This window comes from Chitinophaga sp. (assembly GCF_035564935.1).
Taxonomy (GTDB): Bacteria; Bacteroidota; Bacteroidia; order Chitinophagales; family Chitinophagaceae; genus Chitinophaga.
In genome coordinates, this window is sequence record NZ_DATMTE010000180.1 from 1 (window position 1) to 3,485 (window position 3,485).

Sequence of the window (3,485 nt, forward strand, 5' to 3'; positions counted from 1 at the left end):
GTTTTGTACAGGGGAAAAAATACTTACCCTATTACAAAGTCCATTTACGTAAAAGACTGTACTATTCAACCCTGCCTGGGGAATACGACCAGTAACAGCGACTTCCTGGAAGACTTTGGCAGGTTTAAAAAGAATGCCACCCAAAGCAAATCCAATGCGGCGGTTACCGGGTATAACTATGTAGCCATGCCACTTAACGGCGCTGATTTTAAAGATGACAGCTATAACATTTTCTGGCATACGCAAATCAGGGGTGAGTGGGTATATTCAACGGATCATACGGGTAGTACCGTCGATTCTGTAGGCGGTATGCTGATCGCCAACTCTTCTATCAACAAAAAATCATTTTATACTAAAGACAACGTAACGGTATGCCCTGGCTCCTCCTATAATTTCAGTGCCTGGTTCCTGAACGTAAACAGCTATAATGTATTTAACTACAACTGCGCATGGGGTAACAATGATGGTTACCACTATGCCGGCGTTACCTTTCTTATCATTAACAAAAAGGGAAGCACCAATAAGGCTCTCTGGGATACGCTTGCCAGGTTTAAAACCTATGATGTATCCATGCACCTGGAATCGCCGGCATGGCAGCAATACGGCGGCAGCTTTAAAACACCCGGAGGCGTAACTTCCGTGACACTGGAAATTGTGAACGACCGTCTTGGTGATTGCGGAAACGATATTGCGATAGATGATATCAAGTTTAACTATTGCAGCCCGGATATTTATTCATTTATTGATGGTCAGATTGATACAGAATTAAGAGCTGATTCCCTTTGCGAGGGAGCACCTGTAACTATTAAAGCGCTGTACAGTCCGGATGGCCATTTGCCGGATGGTACTCACGACCCGAACCAGGATTATTTTAAGAAGCCGAAATATCAATGGTTTTACAGTAATACAGGAAATGAAAACAACCCGGCAGAATGGTTCCCTGTTACCAATGGCAATGGCATTTCAGGCGACACCACCAATACACTTACGTTTGCCGAAGGTGCGCTAAAGGGCGATCCCAACCAGGTGGTACATAAATATTACCGGGTAAATATTCTTGAAACGGGGAATGAAAGCAACTGTGCTTCCCCATCTAAATACACTAAAATCACCATTCTTCCCAAACCCAAGGTAACTATTTCCTCGGGCAGGATCTGTATTGGGGAAAGCGTGGATCTCACGGCCGACGGAGGATACAGCACCTATGAATGGAAGGTGGACCCGGTATACATCGGTCCCAAAATGACGGTATTCCCCGACAGCACTAAGGACTACTGGGCCATCGGGATTGCCGATTACGGCTGGAACTCTGTAAAAAATGAACCCCGGCAGTGTAAGGACAGTGGATTTGCGCGGGTAATTGTAGATAAAAAGCCGGTGACTGCTATTACAGGCGGGCCGGCTGCAATTTGTCTTGGCGGGCAGATTGATCTGAACCTCGCCATCACGGGCGCTCCTGCCGATAGCTTAAACTGGAAATGGCAATACGGACCGGATTCCCTCAAAGGCAAAGTACTTACCATTTCGCATGTTCCGGCCGATACCGGTACCAAAGCCTATAACGTAGTAGTGACCAACAAAGCCTGTGTGGTGCTTGATACCTTTGAAGTGAAAGTAAGGTCCCTGCCTCAAGCGGATGCCGATACTACTTACAGGCAGTGTAACATCTCTACCTTTAATATTATAAGAAGCCCGCTCCCGGCCGACCAGCAAGGTAAATGGCTGTTTGACGGTTCTGGTAACGGCGCGGTCATTACCAATGCCACCAGCCCCACTACCAGCGTAACGAAGGTTCCTGCCGGCGATACCCTGCATCTCTTCTGGGTCATCACCAACAAAGCGATGGCGGCGTGTACTGATACCAACCGGGTAACACTCATCAATACCAAACCGCTTACACCAAGCGTTGCCGGCCTGGATCAGATACAATGTGGTTTGAAGGACTTCCAGCTAACCGCCAGTAAGCCGGGCGCCGGGGAAACCGGGAAATGGACATTGGAACCAGGCACCACATCGTCTGATATAAGTATTAATTACGACACCGCTTACAACGCCATTGCTACCGTGATCAGCAATGCAAGGCCGAAGTCGTTCCTGCTTACATGGACTATTTCCAACGGGGTTTGTCCCGGCCCGAATGCTACTACCGTTAAACTTACCATTAAGGATAAGCCAACATTGAATGTTACTGCTGCCGCAGTTTGTAACGATGTGGACTCCTTTACCGTAACTTACAGCAATGTAATACCGGGATCCTTAACGAAGTATGTACTGGATGTAGCCAGTACCAGGCAGATGAACGGGTTTGTAAAAGTGTCGAAAGCATGGCCGTCTAACAGCGCTACCGGTACTTTTAGCGTGAAGTTACCCGCCAATACAGCTGCGGGTAGTTATGACTTTGTAATCACTGCACAGGAAGATACGCTCCACGGATGTAGCATTACCGTACCGTTCTCCCTTTCAGTGGAAAAACCGTCGACCACTCCTACCGGCATCGATGCCAGCATAGACAGTATCTGTGTTAGCAGTAACGTTACCTTAAAAGTAACAGGTGGTTCACTGGGAACCGATTCCCTTGGCAATTCCCATAAATGGAAATGGTATACAGGCGCCTGCCCCGGCTCTCCCGGAAGCATAGCGGTTACTCCTGCGTCTTCTATTAATAATGGTGCAGAAGTAGTGTTTAATAATGTAACGGCTACTACTACTTATTTTGTGCGTGCAGAAACTACAGGTCCGTGCGGGAATACGGACTGTGCAAGTGTAACGGTGCGGGTGTTTGCGCAACCTAATAAGGCAAATGCCAGCACTGATCAGACAGAGTGTGAACGCAACACCGATTTCCAGTTGAATGGTAATGATCCCGGTGTTACAGGTGCAACAACTGCATGGACATCACTTAATCCACGGGTGACTATCACCAATCCAACACAAAGGAATGCTACCGTAAAAGTACCTGTGGGAGATACAGCTACGCTGGTATGGACAATCTCCAACGGGCCATGTCTGACTTCCAGCGATACGGTATTTATTACCAATTATAAGAAGCCGGTTATGCGCAGTGCGGGTACTGATCAGATGGAGTGTGATAAAACTACGTTTACACTGAACGCCACCGCTCCTACTGAGCTGGGCGCACAAGGTACCTGGACCTTCCTTCCGGCTACCGCTGCGGTGACCTTTGTAAATAAGAACGATCCCGCAACCGACGTGACCGTGCCGGCCAATACAGCCGTGCAGCTGATGTGGAAGATCGCCAATTCCGAATGCGCGGCAGACGATGTGGATACGGTGCTGATCACCAGCCTGCTCAAGCCTGCCATGCAGGATGCAGGTACCAACAAAATGGAGTGTGAGCAAACCACCTTCACCATGGATGCCACTGCTCCTACGGAGCTGGGCGCGCAAGGTACATGGACTTTTTCACCGGCTTCCGCTGCTGTGACTATCGTTGACATTCATGATCCCAAAACTTCCGTAACGGT

General features: G+C 48.4%; 1 protein-coding gene. It reads left to right on the plus strand.

The features are described from left to right. Positions 1 to 3,485 (plus strand): hypothetical protein (locus VN105_RS04775; RefSeq protein ID WP_325638452.1); only part of this gene is annotated, 3,485 nt, incomplete at both ends.